We start from the raw sequence: 16,828 nt of genomic DNA, 5'->3' as shown, positions 1-16,828 counted from the left end.
GGTTTGACTTAGCCTGATAACTTCAGACACAAAGGAAGGTCGGCAATGCAATATCATCGTATTCCCCACAGTTCATTAGAAGTAAGCCTGCTGGGTCTGGGCACCATGACTTTTGGTGAACAAAACAGTGAAGCCGATGCCCATGAACAACTGGATTATGCCGTTGCAGCCGGTATTAACTTGATTGATACCGCAGAAATGTACCCGGTTCCCCCAAAGCCAGAAACCCAAGGGTTAACTGAGCAATATATTGGTAGCTGGATAAAAGCGCGTGGTAGCCGGGACAAAATCATTTTAGCCAGCAAAGTCTCCGGGCCATCGCGCGGCAGTGACCAGCCTATTCGTCCTAATATGGCACTGGATCGGAAAAACATCCGTGAGGCACTAGATGCCAGTCTTAAGCGCCTGAATACCGACTATATCGATTTATATCAACTGCATTGGCCACAACGTGAAACCAACTGTTTTGGTAAGTTGAATTATCGTTACAGTGAACAAACCGCTGTCATCACCTTGCTTGAGACGCTGGAAGCCCTGAACGAACAGGTGCGCGCCGGTAAAATCCGTTACATTGGCGTCTCGAATGAAACACCTTGGGGCGTGATGCGTTATCTGCATTTGGCAGAAAAGCATGACTTACCGCGTATTGTGTCGATTCAAAATCCCTACAGTTTGCTTAACCGTAGCTTTGAAGTGGGTTTAGCCGAGATAAGCCAACACGAAGGGGTGGAGCTGCTGGCTTATTCTAGCCTGGCGTTTGGTACCCTCAGTGGTAAATATCTTAATGGCGCACAACCCGCTGGAGCGCGTAATACTTTATTCAGCCGATTCACCCGCTATACCGGGCCACAAGCCCAATTAGCGATAGCTGAATATGTGGCATTAGCAAAACGTCATGGATTGGATCCGGCACAAATGGCACTGGCTTTCGTGCGCCAGCAACCTTTTGTTGCCAGCACCTTGTTGGGCGCGACCACTCTGGAACAACTGAAAAGTAACATTGATAGCCAGGATGTGGTGCTGGCCCCGGAAATATTGAAGGCATTGGAAGAGATTCACACCCGCTTTACCTTCCCGGCACCTTAATATCAGCGCAGTCCAAATAGCAAAAAGGCCGCTTAGGCGGCCTTCAGATTGCTGACAAAGTAAAATGAAGGAGAATCGTGCCGTTGGGGTCGTAGTGGCGTAAGCCACCGAAGTGCCCCTGGGTGCGGTAAATCCTTCTATTACAGGGTTATAAGTAGGTTTAAGTTATTACACCGCTTTGCGCCGCTGTTGCCGCCACTGCCAGCCCCAAAGCAGCGCTATCGCCAGTGCAAATATCACGCCGAAGCCAACGCCTACTGCCACCACTGGCACTCCGAGTTTCACCACCACCGAGAACAAGCCCAGCATCACCAGCATCGCGGTGTTTTCACCCAAATTTTGTACCGCAATGGCATTACCCGCACCGACACTATTTTTACCACGTTCCTGCAATAAAGCATTGAGCGGAACCACAAAGAACCCGCCCAAAATCCCGATGATAATCAGCAGCAGATAAGCCATTGGCATACTGTGTTGCAGAGCAAAAATCGCCACTGCCACGCCAATCAGTACCCCCGCAGGTAAGCAACGTTTCACGGTTTTCAAGGTAACAAAACGGGCCGCAGCCCCTGCCCCGACGACAATGCCAATCGCCACCATGGCATTGAGCAGTGTCGGAGTCGTGTTATCCGTAATTCCTAGCGCAATAGGCACCCACAGCACCAGTAGGAAGCGCAATGTGACCCCCGCGCCCCAAAACAAGCTGGTTCCCGCCAGTGAAAAACGGGTTTCGCCATCGCGCCATAAAATCCGGCAAGCTGCAAAGAAGCTGCCAGTCATTGCCCGCGGCCGCCATGAGCTACCTGAGCGAGCGGCGGCTAACCTTGGGATAAACATATTCGCGACCACCGCAATAGCATAGACCAGCGCGCATACAGCCAATGCCGCCCCCAGATGCCAATCTGCCAGCACGCCCCCCGCAACCGAGCCGAGTAAAATGGCGGCGATAGTTGAAGCTTCCATCATGCCGTTGGCTTTAACCAACTGTTCTCCGGAGGTGATTTCCCCCAGAATCCCATATTTAGCAGGTGAATAGGCCGCAGCCCCCACGCCCACCAGGCTATACCCCAGAAAGGGATTAAAACCAAAGCAGATAACCAATGCACCGGCCAGTTTCAAGCCGTTCGCCACCATCATCACCCGCCCCTTAGCAAAGCTATCGGCAAATTGCCCGACAAACGGAGCCAGAATAATATAGGTCGCGACGAATGCCATTTGTAAAATGGGTTGGCTCCAGTCGGGGTATAGCTGCTGCTTAATTAATGCCAAGGTGGCGAAAAGCAGTGCATTATCACCAAAAGCTGAGAAAAATTGCGCACAGAGAACCGCGACCATCCCTTTTGATAACAGGGGCTTATCTACTAATGCTGACTGACTCATGCGCTCATCTCCGGATCTTCCGCCATTTTAGTTAACGTCACAAAATCAGGTTTACCGCTCCCCAGTAAAGGCAAGGCTTTCACCACCCGAATGTCGCGCGGTACCGCCAGTTCAGGTACCCCATTTTCCCGTGCTGCTTTGACTAATTTCTCGCGGGTGATTTCACTGTCGGTGGTAAATAACACCAAGGCTTCCCCTTTGGCGCTGTCTGTTTTGGCCGCCGCCGCATGTTGCCCTTCTGGCGAAATCCGCAATGCCAGTTGCTCGACACTCTCCAATGAGACCATTTCTCCGGCTAATTTAGCAAAGCGCTTCATCCGGCCACGAATGGCGCAGAACCCTTGCTCATCAATCGCCACAATATCCCCGGTGTCATACCAACCCGCTTCCTGCTCACCCTGAGCATTTTCAGCAGAGGGTTGCTCCAGCACCCCCGGATTTTCTACCCGCAGGTAGCCGCGCATAATATTCGGGCCGCGCAATTGTAAACGCCCGCCCTGCTCAATACCCGGCACGGGGATCAAGCGGGATTCCATACCCGGCAGAATGCGGCCCACAGTATTCACTTTTGCCGCCATCGGTACGTTAATGGCCACCACTGGCGCACATTCAGTAACGCCATAACCTTCCAAAATACGAATACCAAACTTATCCTGCCAAATCTGTTTAGTGCTATCGGCTAACTTTTCCGCCCCTGCCACCACATAACGCAAGCGGGCAAAATCATACGGATGGGCAAAGCGGGCATAATTACCCAAGAAAGTGGACGTCCCAAACAGCACAGTACAGTTGCGGTCATACACCAGTTCAGGCACCACCCGATAATGCAGCGGGCTGGGGTAAAGGAATACACGGCTGCCGGTCATTAACGGAGTGAATAAACCCACTGTCAGGCCAAAAGCATGGAACAGCGGCAGTGACGACATAAAACGATCACGCGGTGTGAAATCTGCAATGGTGCGGATCTGCTCGACATTTGCCAATAAACTGGCATGTGAATGTACCACGCCTTTCGGGTTGCCCTCTGAACCCGAGGTAAACAAAACTAAGGCGCTATCATCAGTCTGCTGCGGCACCATCGCCCGGCGCGGACAGCATAAGTGGAATAAAATCCATAACTTATCCACCAGCGTAACCGTGTCTTTTAAATCTTCCAGATAGACCCAATTGGCCTCAGTCACCTGTTCAGGCAAATGTGTCAGTTTGCCTTTTTCCAAGAACTGGCGTGAGGTGACGATAGTCTTCAATGAGGCCGCGGTAATAGCGCTTTTCAAGCCTTTAGCGCCGGAGGTGTAGTTAAGCAGCGCCGGGATACGGCCCCGCAGGGTAGCACCAAAAATCGCCGCTGCCGTGATAGTCGCATTGGGCAATAGCATCCCCACATGCTCTCCCTGCACGGTAAAACGTTGCAGGATACGGCTGACACCTAAGATTTTCTTCAGCAACGTTTGATAGCTATCTTCTTTAAAGGAAATGTCTTCGATGCAAGGTTTGAAGCGCCCATAACGGGTTTGTGCTGATAGCAATGCTTCAAATAGCGTTTCGCGGGGCACAATAGCCATACGCGCCGCCATCATAATGGCGTGTAAGCGCTCACCCGCCAACACCCGGCGGTCACGGGCACGCGGAGCTTGTGGCATGGGTAAGGGGGTCGCTGGCAGCACATGAATACTGATTTTTGGGAACCAACGGACTTTTAGCACCTCGCCCAATCGGCCAAAACGCGTAAATTCTGGGCCTTCTAAACGGATAGGAACTACCATCGCGCCTGATTTCGCGGCAACAAATGCAGCGCCATCATAGATTTTCATCAATGAACCCGTCACGGTGATTCGCCCCTCAGGGAATATCACCACCGGCCTGCCCTGCTCGACCATTCTGACCAAGTGTTTGATAGCCATTGGCTTGGTCGGATCAAGCGCGACAAAATCCACATAGGCCCGCAACCAGCGCATATACCAGCTTTCAGTGATGTTGGAATAAACAGCAAACACCGGTTTTATCGGGAGAAACAGCGCTAACAAAGCACCATCAAGGAAAGAGACATGATTGGGGGTAATAATCAGTTTTTGGTGCGAAAACTGGTCAGTAACCCCCGTGATGGTGACGCGAAATAACCCACGAAAAAGAGTACGCAACAAACGATAAGCCATGTCTGTTTCTCTATAAGCCGATGAATATGATAAGGAGAGAATACTATAAGAGGGGCTGTTTTATATCTAAGATCACACTGAGAATGGGGAGTTAAAGCAGAAATAAAAAAAAACCTACGCATCTGCGTAGGTCGGTGCAAATAAAAAACTGGCTTTAACACACAGCGTATGTTGATTATTCACCAATTAATACCTCTGGGATCACTACTGTATCCGTTTGTGTTAAACCTCTACCAGCAAGCAATCGCAACATTTACGTGCAAAGTGTAACCAGGAGTGAACATTGTGAGTGAGCCGAAAAGGTTTGTAATTCATTAAGGTACATTCTGTGTATTAATATAGCGCCACCTCAACCAAGCAACTCATCGCGTTCGGGCCTTGAGTCAAACGAGACGTCCCAATATCCAATGTCAGGACATTCGGGTTACCGGATTGCTCAACTTGAGGTTGTTGACTATCAACATGTTGTTTGCTGCCAAAGCCGGGGTCAAACCATGCACCGGTTGCCATCAACACCACGCCACGAGTCACCCCATCAGTAATGCGCACCCCCGCCAGACAATCACCCCGTAAATTACTCACTTTTACCTGGCTGCCCTCGGTAATTTCACGACTGGCCGCATCCTGTGGATGCATAAAGAGTGTTTCGCGCCCTGCGGTTTTATTCCCCTGCGCCAATGGGGCCGGATCAAGCTGGCTATGCAGGCGATCGCCCGGTTGGATAGAAATCAAATGCAGTGGCCATTGCTCCGCTTGCGGTGCGCCAAGCCATTCAATCGGCGGCTTCCATTGTGGATGCGGAGCAAAATCATCATATTGATAACTGGCGATTTTTTCACTGAATAATTCAATTTTGCCGCTCGGCGTCTGAAGTGGATTAACCTGTGGATCGGCGCGGAAAGCATCAAAGAAAACAAACTCTTTCTGGGGAGCCGGTAAATCCACATGCCCGCGTTGCCAGAAAGTATCAAAATCAGGCCAATCCACCCCATGGGGCTGTTGCGCAGCACCACATTCTTGATAGATATGCTTGATCCACGCCATTTCATCGCGCCCCTCAGTAAAGGTGTCGCGATAACCTAGCCGCTCAGCCAGATCAGCAAAAATATCAAAATCGTGCCGAGCCTGATGCTGCGGGGCAATAGCCTGATGCATCGCCAAAACATAGCGATCCCGCGACGAGCCGCCAATATCATTGCGCTCCAGCGAACTGGTCACCGGCAACACGATATCGGCCATTTTCGCCGCCGGTGTCCACCAGATATCCTGCACAATCACGGTATCCGGCTTTTGCCAGCCCTCCACCAGCCGGTTCAATTGCTGATGATGGTGGAAAGGATTGCCGCCCGCCCAGTGCACCAAATGAATATCCGGATAGGTATGGGTTTCACCCTGAAACTGATAAGGCTGCCCCGGTTGCAGCAACATGTCACAAATCCGCGCGACCGGAATCGCCAGCCCGGATGGATTTTTCCCTACCGGCATAGTTGGCCCTGGGGTATCAATTCTGGGGTTACCAACGCCATTCATTGAGCCGTGACCAAAGGAGAAACCGCCGCCCGGCAAGCCCACTTGCCCTAACATGGCGGATAACGCAATCACCATCCAGTAAGGTTGCTCACCGCGATGTGCGCGCTGAACTGAATAGGAACAAGTCATAAAGCTGCGCACGCCAATAAGTTGCTGTGCTAACTGACTTATTCTTGCCGCCGGAATACCGGTAATGTCACTGGCCCAGTCTGGTGTTTTCGCTACGCCGTCATTCACTCCACGAATGTAATCAGCTAATTGCTCATAACCCACACAGTGGCTAGCCAGAAAAGCGCGATCTTCTCCCCCTACCCGCTGAATTTCATATGCCAGCGCCAACATCAGTGCCACATCGGTATTCGGACGAATGGGGATCCATTCCGCATTAACAAAGTCTGGGCAGTCATCGCGCATTGGGCTGATGTTAATCACCTGTGTGCCTTTTTGCGCCAGTTTCTCCAGCCAAGGTTTTAAGGAGTGTTCCGCCGAACCGCCAGAGGAAACCTGAGCATTTTTCAGGGCTAATCCACCAAAGGCGATAAACAGTTCACAGTGCTCGACCACACTCGGCCAAGAGGTGACCCTGCCAGTCAGCGGACTAAAAGTCCCGATCACATAGGGTAAGAAAAACTGCGCCGATCCCCAGCTGTAGTTACCTAGTTGATCAACACCACCACCGCCACTGAAATAGAAACGCCGGACTAATGAGCGAGCGTGATGTAAACGCCCAGCAGAAGACCAGCCATAAGAGCCGGTAAATAGCCCTGATGGGCCATATTTGTCCCTCACGCGGCGGTTCTCTGCGGCGACTAAATCCAGCGCAACATCCCAGTCCACCTCAACAAAATCTTCCCGCCCCCGTAAAGTGCGATCACTTTTTTCCCGCTGCTGTAACCACGAACGGCGCACCGCAGGTTTACGGATACGTTTATCGGAATAGACCATGGGGGCAATGGAATCCAATAAGGGAGAAGGATTGGGGTCATCGGCAAAAGGTTCGCAGCGAATTAATTTGCCATCGTCAACGACAGCGGTATATGCGCCCCAGTGGGCTAGCTGGGGGTAACGGGTGATGGACATGGCTATCTCAAACAATTAAATAGATCATAAAAGTAACATTTACCCGGCAGTAAGCCCAAAGCACAATTTTGACTAAACCTACTGATTTTGAACTAAGCCTACTGATTTTGGCCTAAACCTCCCTGTTTTGGACTAAGCTGGCCGGGCTATTTTGTTGTGCGGTCTCTGGCAGAGTGACTTTTTGTCGTCAATCGTGGGTCATGTCCCTAATTTCCGCTGCTGCGGCTTTTTCTCATCAAGTTGCGATCATCCCCCCTTGCGGACAGCGCCGTTTTCCGCAAAACTGGGTGATGTAAGCGATTACCCTGAAAATCTCTGGAAGAAAAATGGCCACTATTAAGGATGTTGCCAAGCTGGCGGGTGTTTCCGTCGCGACGGTATCTCGTGTTATCAATAATTCGCCCAAGGCCAGTGAAACATCAAGAAAAGCGGTATGTGACGCTATGGAGCAGTTGCAATACCACCCGAACGCCAATGCTCGGGCGCTGGCGCAACAATCAACAGAAACCGTCGGTATGATTGTTTCCGATGTATCCGACCCCTTCTTTGGCTCGATGGTCAAAGCCGTCGAGCAAGTGGCTTATGCCACCGGTAATTTTCTACTGATTGGAAACGGTTACCATGAAGAGGAAAAAGAGCGTCAGGCCATCGAACAACTGATTCGCCATCGCTGTGCCGCGTTAGTCGTCCACGCCAAAAAATTATCCGATGAAGAATTGACGTCATTAATGAAACAAATTCCCGGTATGGTGTTGATTAACCGCACCTTACCCGGCTTTGAAACTCGCTGTGTCGCATTGGATGATCGTTACGGTGCCTGGCTGGCAACCCGCCATCTGATTCAGCAAGGTCATAAACGGATTGCTATTATTTGCTCCAACCATCAGATTTCAGATGCTATTGATCGGCTGCAAGGTTATCTGGATGCACTCGAAGAGTTTAGTCTCCCGGTTGACGACCGCTTAATTTCCTACGGGACACCAGATGAAATCGGTGGTGAGCAGGCCATGACAGAGCTACTTGGCCGTGGCAAACATTTTACGGCAGTCACCTGTTATAACGATTCGATGGCTGCTGGGGCATTATCAGTGCTTAGTGATAACAGTATCGAGGTGCCGCAAGAGATCTCACTGATCGGTTTTGACGATGTATTAATCTCGCGTTATCTGCGCCCTCGGCTGACCACCATTCGCTACCCGGTGGTGGCGATGGCGACACAGGCGGCGGAATTGGCATTAGCGCTCGCCAATAACACGCCACTGCCCGAAATCACCAATATGTTCAGCCCAACCCTGGTGCGCCGCCATTCGGTCGCCAGCCCGCAATCCCCACAGGTAGATGAGTGAGGTATTGGGCCACTGTGATTAAATCAGCTCTAATGCGATAAGTTCTTCGATGGTTTGGCGGCGGCGGATTAAGCGCGGCTGCCCTTGTTCGAATAATACTTCCGGTAATAATGGGCGGCTATTATAGTTTGAAGACATTGACGCCCCATAAGCCCCGGTATCGTGGAATACCAGATAATCGCCAATTTTGGCGGCGGGCAATGCGCGGGTTTCCAGCCCACCACCGGCTTCTTGAGTAAACACATCCCCTGACTCACAAAGCGGCCCTGCTACCACCGTGTCAATCAGGGGTTCGCCAGCCAGTAAGCGCCCATCAGCAGGTAGCAAAGAAATATGGTGGTAACTGCCATACATGGCCGGCCGCATCAAATCATTAAAGCCCGCATCCACTAACACATAGTGCCGACTACCCATATTTTTCACCGCCCGGACTTGTGCAATTAACACACCGGATTCTGCTACCAAGAAGCGGCCGGGTTCAATTTCAAGACTGACAGCATGGCCCAAATATGCGGCAATTTTCTCGCGAGCGCGGTTCCATAAACCATAATAATGCTCGGTATCAATCTCATCATCACCAAATTGATAGGGAATTGATAACCCGCCACCTGCCGAAATCGCGCTGATATCCTGCCCAAGCGCGATAACCTGCTGCACCATGGCGTCACAGACTTGTTCCAAATGCTGGTAATCAACACCGGAGCCAATATGCATATGAATGCCTACCAGGGTTAGGCCATATTGCTGAATTTTTTCAATCGCTTGTGTTAAATCTTCATGCCAAATACCGTGTTTACTGTTTTCACCGCCGGTATTGGTTTTCTGACTATGCCCATGACCGAACCCCGGATTGACCCGCAGCCAGACTGGGTGGCCAGGCGCATGCTGCCCCAATTGATCAAGCATATCGATGGAGCCGGCATTCACCGGAATGTTTAATTCCGTCACCCGCAGTAAGGTGGCGTGATCCAGTAAATCAGCGGTAAAGACTATCTCCGCGGGCTCCTGTCCCGGCAGAAAACCGGCCTGTAATGCGCGTTCTATTTCGCCCAGAGATACCGAATCGACTTTAACCCCTTGCTCGCGCATCAACCGCAATATATGAATATTTGAGCACGCTTTCTGGGCAAAACGAATCACATCAAAATGACGTAATTGATTGATTTTTTGCGTAATAACTTCACCATCATAGGCCCAAACCGGGCAACCAAAACGCTCTGGTAAAGCAATCAGATTTTGGGCAGTCAGTGCCGTAGAAATATCGTTAAGTGCGCGCGGCATAGGTATGTCCTAATAATGGGTGGTCAATATAGGGGGCGAAAATAAGGATTTCGCGGATGACTTATTATTAACGACAGAGTGCTTGTGAGGAAAATATCTATTTACCCTTAGTCTATTCATTTATGATATGGATTAGATGACTTTTACACCACCGCCGGAGTGCTGTGATGCCCGCTATTTCTCTACGACAAATAGAAATTTTTCATGCTGTTATGACCACCGGTAATCTGACTGAAGCCGCATTATTGCTTCAGACATCACAACCGACCGTCAGCCGTGAATTGGCTCGCTTTGAGCAATTAGTCCAGTTAAAACTGTTTGATCGGGTGCGCGGGCGGCTGTATCCCACCGTACAAGGTTTGCGCTTATTTGAAGAGGTTCAGCGCTCCTATTATGGGCTTGATCGTATTAAACAAGCCGCCGAGGGGATCCGCCAATTCCAGCATGCACAACTTTCTATTGCTTGCCTGCCAGTATTTTCTCAATCACTGCTACCGGCGGTGTGCAAACCCTTTATTGACCGCTATCCCGAAGTAAGTTTGAGTGTTATTCCGCAAGAATCGCCTTTATTAGAAGAGTGGCTTTCAGCCCAGCGGCACGACCTCGGCCTGACAGAAAATACCCAGACCCCGGCAGGTACAGTGCGCTATGCGCTGATGACGGTAAATGAAGTTTGTGTCTTACCCAGTGACCACCCGTTGCGGGAGAAAACCGTGCTCACACCGCATGATTTCCAGGGCGAGAATTTTATCAGCCTGTCGGTCACTGACAGTTATCGCCAGTTGTTGGACAATCTCTTTACTGAACAAGGGATTAATCGAAGATTAGTCTTGGAAACTCACAGCGCGGCATCTGTTTGCGCCATGGTGCGAGAAGGTGTGGGTGTCTCCATTGTGAACCCATTAACCGCGCTGGATTATATCGGTAAAGGGGCCGGTGACGGCGTTTGCGTGCGACGGTTCAGTGTTGAGATTCCTTTTACTATCAGCTTGATACAACCGATACATCGCCCATCATCCAGCTTAGTGGATACTTTTATCGAGCATCTAAAACAGCAGGCAATCACCTTCCAACAACGTCTGGCTGCGGTGATTGCCCAACAGTATTAAGCTGTTAATTAAGCCGTCGTGGCCTTACTGGCGCGCGCCCGAGAAAAAGTAAACAGACACAGCAGCAAACCAATAACTGCGAGTGCGGCGGCGGCCAGCGGGACGGCCGTCAATCCCAATCCTTTGGCGATCACCACACCCCCGACCCATGCTCCTAAAGCATTACCGACATTGAAGGCCGCAATGTTAAGGGTTGAGACCAGATTAGGGGCTTTTTTGCCGTAAGTGACGACGTTAATTTGCAACGCTGGTACAGCGGAGAATGCCGCAGCTGACCACAAAAATAACGTCACTTCCGCGGCCAGGAAGGAGTTGCTGGTCCAACTAAAGAGGGCTGATAATATCGCGATGAGTAAGAACGTCATCGTCAAGCTCGTCGATAATCGCCAATCCGCTAAGCGACCGCCAACAATATTACCTAATGTCAGGCCCACCCCCATCAACAATAATGTCCAACTGATGCCGTGCTCAGAAACCTGAGTCACTTCAGTCAGAATTGGCGCGATATAAGTAAAGAGGGCGAACATCGCCGCGGCAAAAAAGACCGTCATCAGTAAAGATAACCAGATACCGCCACCGCGCAGCGCCGCTATCTCTTTGCGTAACTCGGTCGGTGATTCGTCCTGAGCAGAAGGCAGCTTGCTATAAAGTGTTGCCAGTGAAAATAAGCCGATGACCGAGACGACCCAAAATGTCGAACGCCAGCCGAAAGCTTGCCCCAAAGCCGTTCCCAAAGGCACGCCCAACACATTCGCCAGTGTCAGGCCGGTAAACATCAGCGCCACCGCAGACGCTCGTCTATTAGGTGCCACCAGATTAGACGCCACCACGGCCCCAATACCAAAAAAGGCCCCATGACTCAGCGCCGTAATGACCCTGGCTAACATCAGGAAATCGTAACTGTATGCCAGAGCACACATCAGGTTCCCGATGATAAAGATGACCATTAATAGCAATAATGTCTTTTTACGCGGTAATTTAGCCGTCAAAACCGCCATGATAGGTGCGCCGATAGCCACCCCCAGCGCATAGCCACTGATTAACCAACCTGCCGTTGGAATCGAGATGTGCAAATCACCCGCCACCTGCGGTAACAATCCCATAATAACAAATTCAGTGGTACCAATAGCAAAAGCACTCAGTGCTAATGCCAATAGCGCAACAGGCATAATCAAAGCTCCCAGTCAGATAATATCTACCCGTCGTAGGTCACAGGCGGATCAAATGGTTGCCAGTAATAATTAACCGACATGTGGTAGTAAGTAGAAAAAAGGCAAAAGAAAGGGGTCAATTGCCGAATAATGCAGCAATAACCCTATTATTTATAATCGTTTAATTTCTCAACTTGTAATACCCAATCGACTTCAACATGACGGGTATAGATAGAAATAGCATGAGTTGAGGAATGATGACCAGTAATGAACAGAGTTATAACTAGCCTGATAAGTAATAAATGCTCATTTTTCGCGATAACCAAATGAAATAAATAATAATTTAGGCACATCGCCAATAATAAAAATATGTTTGAGAATGTAACCACGCAGCTAACACCGCTGCGGTTTCAGTTAGGCAAGGGGTGGGTGGCAAACCACTCCACCAAAAAATCCAACATCGACCTTAATGTGGCTGGCATTTGCCGGCGTGAGGTATAAATGCCATAAATTCCCATCGCCTGTGGCTGATAATCTGGCAATAATCTTATTAGCTCGCCACGGGCAATATAAGGCGCGGCGGAGTAGCTGGGTTGCAAAGTGATACCGGCGCCATCTAATGCTCCGCTGAGTAAAACGACCGATTCATTGGCACTAAGATTCCCCCCTACCGCGACAGATGATTTAATTCCTTGGTGATCAAAATGCCATAAACTTTTCCCAAAATAGGAATAGGTCAGGCAATTGTGAACCGCCAAATCAGGTGGGCTTTTCGGTATTCCTTTAGCTGATAGATAACTCGGCGCGGCGCAAACAACAGAATGGCAGATGGAGAGTGGACGAGCGATTAAATTGGGGTCTAAATCATTGGTAATGCGCAGTGCCAAATCAATACGTTCCTCCACCAGATTGACAGTTCGGTTATCCATTTGTAAATCCACTGCGACCTGAGGATGGCGGCGTAAATAGTCAGTAACGGCAATCGCCACTGCACTTTGTCCGAGGGATTGAGAGCAACTAATACGCAACAAACCGCGTAGTTCATCATTTTCTTGCCCCTCAACTAAATCCATATCTTTAGCAAATTCAAGCATATGTCGGCAACGCGTGAGTGTGGACTCCCCCGCATGAGTCAAACTCAATTTTCGAGTTGTTCGGTGCAATAAACGAGCTCCGGCCCATTGCTCCATCTGCGCCAAATAGCGTGTCACCATTGCCCGCGACATATTCAAAGCTTCGGCGGCGGCAATCATACTGCCCCGCTCAACAATAGCGACAAATACCTCTGCTGCGGTAATTCTATCCATTATTAGCTCGATTTAAGCAACAAACAATTGCCCATTATCGGGTTTTTCTATCGATATAAGCAATCTATTATCTAGCCCATACCCCAGTCACTCCCAGGAAAACGAACATGTTAAATAAAACTCTATTACAAATGGCCTTTGCTGGCCTGACAACTTTCGCGGCTATATCAACCGCTAGCGCTGCTGAACAGCTGAAAATGGAAGTTTATAACCCCGGTGAAAAAAGTATCTTCCCGGTATCCTCTGAAATTATCAGCGGTAAAACTGAAGTAGCACTTATTGATACTCAATTTCAGCGCAATGATGCTGAAGCACTGGTGAAAAAAATTCAGCAAAGTGGTAAGAAACTGACCACTATTTATATTAGCCAAGCCGACCCAGACTTCTATTTTGGTTTGGATGTAATTACCAAGGCGTTTCCGCAAGCTAAAATAATAGCAACACCGCAAACCATTGAAGAAATTAAAGCCACTAAAGACGGGAAAATGGCCTATTGGGGCCCTATTTTGAAAGAAAACGCCCCTACCCGTGTCATTGTCCCGCAAGAAATGCAAGGCAAAAGCTTTACGGTTGATGGGCAAAAAATTAACGTTGAAGGCTTAGATGGGCCATCGCCAGAAAAAACATTTGTCTGGATCCCATCATTAAAAGCAGTCGTCGGTGGTGTTGCCGTCTCAGGTAATATTCATTTATGGGTCGCTGATACTCAAACAGCTGAGTCACGCCAAAACTGGCTGACAACACTGGACAAAATCAAAGCATTGAAACCAGCTACCGTGGTCCCAGGACATTATCTTGATAACGCGCCACAAACATTGGAATCGGTGAACTTTACTCAACACTATTTAACTACGTTAAATGCAGAAATTCCCAAAGCAAAAGACTCCGCAGAGCTAATTGCAGCGATGAAAAAACATTACCCTGAACTGAAAGATGAATCTAGCTTGGAATTAAGTGCCAAGGTGCTTAAAAACGAAATGAAATGGCCACAATAAAAGCTATCAACATTAATTATGACTGAATGAGTAGATCAGAAAATATAATTTTAGGAAAACACAATGGCCAGTACAAAGTTGCATTACATTTTTGATCCATTATGTGGCTGGTGTTATGGTGCCGCGCCACTGGTGCAAGCTGCACAAAAAATCCCTAAGCTCACTCTGGTATTACACGGTGGTGGAATGATGTCTGGAGCTAATCGTCGCCAAATAGATAGCCAATGGCGTAGCTATGTTATGCCCCATGACCAACGTATTGCACAGCTAACCGGGCAAATCTTTGGTGATAATTATTTTAATAATTTACTGAATGATACTTCAGCTATTATGGATTCCACACCACCGATCGCCGCTATTCTGGCAGCAGAGATACTTGCAGGCCGGGGTGCAGAAATACTGCACCGCATCCAATACGCTCATTATGTTGAAGGCCGCCGCATTGCAGATACTCCTGTATTAACGGAACTTGCTGTGGAACTTGGGTTAGATAGGGATTTATTTATAAACGCCTACAATAGCGCCTTAACAACATCCAGCCAGCATATTGCTGAAAGCCGAGCATTACTGGCTAAAGTACATGGACACGGCTTCCCGACATTTGCACTGGAAGACGAACAAGGGAAAATAGCCCTCCTGCCCGCAAATGAATATTATGGAAATCCGTCTGGCTGGAGCGAGTTGTTAAAAAGCATTACGGCACATTAAAAACTAACCGCGACCTCCTCATTAATACGTTGAGGAGGCTGTATTGTAGTTGGCAAACAAAAACGAGCCACAGACTGGTTGAGTTGAAAAATTTGCTGCTGTAAAACCTCGGAAGCGCGAGTGGATTGGCCGACTAGTTCAGCATTCAGTTTTGTAACCTCATTAATCATCCCTACCCGCGCGGTTATATCCTCAATACCTTTACTTTGTTCATGTGATGCAGCAGATATTTCTGCCATCAAATCCGTCACTTTTATAACCGCGTCAATAATAGCGTGCAAGTTGTCACCAGAGCGGCCCACCAACCCGGCCCCTGCCGAAATATAGGTTGAAGAGTTCTCAATAAGGCGCTTAATATTCAGTGCTGAATGCCCACTTTGGTGCGCTAACATCCCCACTTCTCGTGCAACAACGGAGAATCCCCGTCCGTGTTCGCCAGCATGGGCAGCTTCAATTGCAGCATTTAAAGCTAAAATATTGGTCTGAAAAGCGACTGATTCAATCAAGGTGATAATCTCAGCTATCTCCTGCGAGCCCGCAGAAATATCCGCCATCGAACTCACCACACTCGACATCATGTCTCCACCTTGGCTGGCGATATTTTTGGCTTCAATTGCCAAATGATTCGCCTGGTCCGCACTCAATGAGTTCTGTTTTACGCGTTCGGTAAGTTGATGCATATTCAGTGTCGTGGTAGCAAGTGACAATGTTTGTGATTGTGTTTGCTCAGAAATACGATGGCTGTCTGCAGCTATTTGATTAACGCCGGTAAGGATAAGATCAACACCACCACGAACCTGATTAACCAATGCAACTAATCCGTACTGCATTTGATATATACTGTCAGTTAACTGCCGAACTTCCCGGCTGGTAAAAGCGTTATGTTCAATCTGCCGAGATAAATCTCCCGCCGCAATAACGTGAATTTGTGAAATAATATAATTAAGTGGCCTAATAACCCAGCGAGTTACCCCTAACCAAACAGAAAATGCAAGACACAATAGAATAACCAAAGCAATAATAACGGCTTGCTTTGCCAAGGATAATGAAGAGAGTAATTGACTATCCATTACCATGCGGTTGTTTTCGCTTTCCTGCAAATAACGGTAATACTTTTCGGTGAAATCACTTTGAAAACCTTGAATGGGAACTTCAAAAAAAGCATCAATATTGTTGTTCTTGAGCAAACCTTGTCCAAGTTCGGTTAAGCCTTGATACAACTGTTGATAGCTTTCTTTCAGAGCAATGAACTCCGGCCGCTCATCATGAGCAAAAAGCTGCAACAACTGGCGGTAATTATCCTGTGACTGCTGCATAGAGAGCATTGCTTCACTCAATAGACTCTGCCAGCTCCCTTCAGAGCCAGTCTCTTTGTCCTCCATATAATAGATGCCTGCACGATTGAGTTTATCACTGGCAATTAATAACTCCATCCTGGCTCGATCCATTAATACTTCTTGCCGATGACTATAGTGCGTTTTTTCAACATTACCTTTTGTGTTATCCAATATATGAGATAAATATCCTATTGAAAATAGTTGTAATAAAGAGAAAAGACTAATAACCAAGATAAGCCCCGACAAAATACCAAGCCTTCCATTCGTCAATGAACTTATAGATTTAACACCAGGCACAAGTCTCTTAACAAAAAATCCAATGCGGGAGAACATTATTTTCACACTTAGCTAGGGTTGATATAGCA

12 protein-coding genes are annotated in these 16,828 nt (G+C 48.6%); 5 read left to right on the top strand and 7 right to left on the bottom strand.

Annotated elements, in window-relative coordinates:
- The first annotated feature begins 45 nt into the window (after positions 1-45).
- Positions 46-1,086, top strand: a complete 1,041-nt coding sequence (locus DX162_RS10390) for an NADP(H)-dependent aldo-keto reductase (RefSeq protein ID WP_004391745.1) — start codon at positions 46-48, stop codon at positions 1,084-1,086.
- A gap of 168 nt (positions 1,087-1,254) precedes the next feature.
- Here the strand turns inward: DX162_RS10390 and lplT are convergent, their stop codons facing one another.
- From lplT to DX162_RS10375, 3 genes are all read right to left on the bottom strand, one after another.
- Positions 1,255-2,466 carry a lysophospholipid transporter LplT gene (lplT, locus tag DX162_RS10385; protein ID WP_098081129.1) on the bottom strand — a complete coding sequence of 404 codons (1,212 nt, stop codon included), beginning with the start codon at positions 2,464-2,466 and terminating at the stop codon, positions 1,255-1,257.
- The gene (gene aas / locus DX162_RS10380) at positions 2,463-4,619 is read right to left on the bottom strand and encodes a bifunctional acyl-ACP--phospholipid O-acyltransferase/long-chain-fatty-acid--ACP ligase (protein WP_004392562.1); all 2,157 of its coding nucleotides are present in this window, start codon (positions 4,617-4,619) and stop codon (positions 2,463-2,465) included. Before aas ends, lplT begins: the two co-directional genes overlap by 4 nt.
- A 333-nt stretch (positions 4,620-4,952) precedes the next feature.
- Positions 4,953-7,229 (bottom strand): molybdopterin guanine dinucleotide-containing S/N-oxide reductase, encoded by a 2,277-nt coding sequence (locus DX162_RS10375; protein ID WP_004392563.1) that lies wholly within the window; start codon positions 7,227-7,229, stop codon positions 4,953-4,955.
- A gap of 326 nt (positions 7,230-7,555) precedes the next feature.
- Here DX162_RS10375 and galR point away from each other — a divergent pair, with 326 nt between their 5' ends.
- Positions 7,556-8,575, top strand: coding sequence for an HTH-type transcriptional regulator GalR (gene galR / locus DX162_RS10370; protein ID WP_004392564.1), 1,020 nt, complete (start codon positions 7,556-7,558; stop codon positions 8,573-8,575).
- An 18-nt stretch (positions 8,576-8,593) separates the two neighbouring features.
- Here the strand turns inward: galR and lysA are convergent, their stop codons facing one another.
- Entirely contained in the window at positions 8,594-9,856 is a 1,263-nt protein-coding gene (gene lysA / locus DX162_RS10365; protein WP_004392565.1) for a diaminopimelate decarboxylase, read from the bottom strand.
- 167 nt (positions 9,857-10,023) lie between these two features.
- Between lysA and DX162_RS10360 the strand changes: the two genes are divergently transcribed.
- Positions 10,024-10,965, top strand: a complete 942-nt coding sequence (locus DX162_RS10360; RefSeq protein ID WP_032820866.1) for a LysR family transcriptional regulator — start codon at positions 10,024-10,026, stop codon at positions 10,963-10,965.
- An 8-nt stretch (positions 10,966-10,973) separates the two neighbouring features.
- Here DX162_RS10360 and DX162_RS10355 read toward each other — a convergent pair whose 3' ends face one another.
- Both DX162_RS10355 and DX162_RS10350 read right to left on the bottom strand, forming a co-directional pair.
- The gene (locus DX162_RS10355) at positions 10,974-12,134 is read right to left on the bottom strand and encodes an MFS transporter (RefSeq protein WP_004392568.1); all 1,161 of its coding nucleotides are present in this window, start codon (positions 12,132-12,134) and stop codon (positions 10,974-10,976) included.
- Between the two features lie 392 nt (positions 12,135-12,526).
- On the bottom strand, positions 12,527-13,423 hold the full coding sequence (locus tag DX162_RS10350; protein ID WP_004392570.1) for a LysR family transcriptional regulator: 897 nt from the start codon (positions 13,421-13,423) through the stop codon (positions 12,527-12,529).
- A gap of 107 nt (positions 13,424-13,530) precedes the next feature.
- Here DX162_RS10350 and DX162_RS10345 point away from each other — a divergent pair, with 107 nt between their 5' ends.
- Entirely contained in the window at positions 13,531-14,418 is an 888-nt protein-coding gene (locus tag DX162_RS10345; RefSeq protein WP_115155858.1) for an MBL fold metallo-hydrolase, read from the top strand.
- Positions 14,419-14,481: 63 nt separating this feature from the next.
- The gene (locus tag DX162_RS10340; protein ID WP_032820868.1) at positions 14,482-15,126 is read left to right on the top strand and encodes a DsbA family protein; all 645 of its coding nucleotides are present in this window, start codon (positions 14,482-14,484) and stop codon (positions 15,124-15,126) included.
- On the opposite strand, the gene DX162_RS10335 is transcribed toward DX162_RS10340, so the two are convergent.
- Positions 15,123-16,796 (bottom strand): methyl-accepting chemotaxis protein, encoded by a 1,674-nt coding sequence (locus tag DX162_RS10335; protein WP_098081126.1) that lies wholly within the window; start codon positions 16,794-16,796, stop codon positions 15,123-15,125. The genes DX162_RS10340 and DX162_RS10335 overlap by 4 nt on opposite strands.
- Positions 16,797-16,828 lie beyond the last annotated feature (32 nt).

The organism is Yersinia kristensenii, from assembly GCF_900460525.1.
Taxonomy (GTDB): Bacteria; Pseudomonadota; Gammaproteobacteria; order Enterobacterales; family Enterobacteriaceae; genus Yersinia; species Yersinia kristensenii.
The sequence above is the reverse complement of the archived record's forward strand: the minus strand, read 5'-3'. Positions and strand labels throughout refer to the sequence as shown.

Bases quoted from the DNA above. Each gene is read 5' to 3' on its own strand.
- DX162_RS10390 (WP_004391745.1), top strand. From the start codon at position 46: ATGCAATATCATCGTATTCCCCACAGTTCATTAGAAGTAAGCCTGCTG.
- lplT (WP_098081129.1), bottom strand. From the start codon at position 2,466: ATGAGTCAGTCAGCATTAGTAGATAAGCCCCTGTTATCAAAAGGGATG.
- aas (WP_004392562.1), bottom strand. From the start codon at position 4,619: ATGGCTTATCGTTTGTTGCGTACTCTTTTTCGTGGGTTATTTCGCGTC.
- DX162_RS10375 (WP_004392563.1), bottom strand. From the start codon at position 7,229: ATGTCCATCACCCGTTACCCCCAGCTAGCCCACTGGGGCGCATATACC.
- galR (WP_004392564.1), top strand. From the start codon at position 7,556: ATGGCCACTATTAAGGATGTTGCCAAGCTGGCGGGTGTTTCCGTCGCG.
- lysA (WP_004392565.1), bottom strand. From the start codon at position 9,856: ATGCCGCGCGCACTTAACGATATTTCTACGGCACTGACTGCCCAAAAT.
- DX162_RS10360 (WP_032820866.1), top strand. From the start codon at position 10,024: ATGCCCGCTATTTCTCTACGACAAATAGAAATTTTTCATGCTGTTATG.
- DX162_RS10355 (WP_004392568.1), bottom strand. From the start codon at position 12,134: ATGCCTGTTGCGCTATTGGCATTAGCACTGAGTGCTTTTGCTATTGGT.
- DX162_RS10350 (WP_004392570.1), bottom strand. From the start codon at position 13,423: ATGGATAGAATTACCGCAGCAGAGGTATTTGTCGCTATTGTTGAGCGG.
- DX162_RS10345 (WP_115155858.1), top strand. From the start codon at position 13,531: ATGTTAAATAAAACTCTATTACAAATGGCCTTTGCTGGCCTGACAACT.
- DX162_RS10340 (WP_032820868.1), top strand. From the start codon at position 14,482: ATGGCCAGTACAAAGTTGCATTACATTTTTGATCCATTATGTGGCTGG.
- DX162_RS10335 (WP_098081126.1), bottom strand. From the start codon at position 16,796: ATGTTCTCCCGCATTGGATTTTTTGTTAAGAGACTTGTGCCTGGTGTT.